General features: G+C 69.4%; 1 pseudogene. It reads right to left on the bottom strand.

What is annotated here, in order from left to right:
- Window positions 1–706 (bottom strand): annotated as a pseudogene (locus tag ACEN88_RS33430) (squalene--hopene cyclase); the annotation flags it as partial.
- Window positions 707–715: the final 9 nt, after the last annotated feature.

The raw sequence follows: 715 nt of genomic DNA, 5'->3' as shown, positions 1-715 counted from the left end.
GGGCTCGTTTTTTTTTATACCCCACTGTCCGCGACTCCAGCGTGCGGAACAGCGCGAACCACACGCGGTCCTGGTGCGGCGCGCGCGGCGCCAGCCCGAGGTTCTCCGGCGGCGCGAGGAACAACTCGCCGACGCCCACACCAAGGGGATTGCGCGCCCGCGGCCGCAGAGCGCCCAGCACGAGCAGCGGCGTCAGCACGGTGCGGGTCCAGTACGAGACCTTGGACAGGTGGAACGGCGACCAGCGCGGCAGCAGCGCGATCTCCACCGGCATCACGGGCACCGCCGACCACGGCATCTCGCCGAACAGCGCGAGCAGCATGCGCGTGAACACATTGCTGCGCTCGGCACCGCCGTGCTCCCGGATCGCAGTGCGTGCCCGCGCCATGTGCGGCGCGTCGGGCGGATCGCCGGTCATCTTCAGCGCGAAATACGACTTGACGCTTGCGCTCGGGTCGAAGGCGCCGCCGTGGAACAGCGGCCACCCGCCATGCTCGCCCTGGCGGCGGCGCAGATACGTTCCGATCTTGCGTTCCAGGTCCCTATTCGGCGTCTCGCCAAGATAGTGCACCAGCAACACGTATTCGGCGGGGATGGTGACGTCCGCTTCCAGTTCGTAGACCCAGTGGCCGTCGCCGCGCTGGTCGGCCAGTACCGCCGTGAGCGCCGCGTCGATGGCCGTCTCCAGCCGCGCGCGCCTGCCGATGGTGCGTTC

The sequence above is a fragment of the Massilia sp. CT11-108 genome (assembly GCF_047302915.1).
Lineage (GTDB): Bacteria > Pseudomonadota > Gammaproteobacteria > Burkholderiales > Burkholderiaceae_D > Telluria > Telluria orientalis.
Note: the sequence above shows the minus strand (reverse complement) of the source record. Positions and strands in the feature narration are given on the sequence as shown.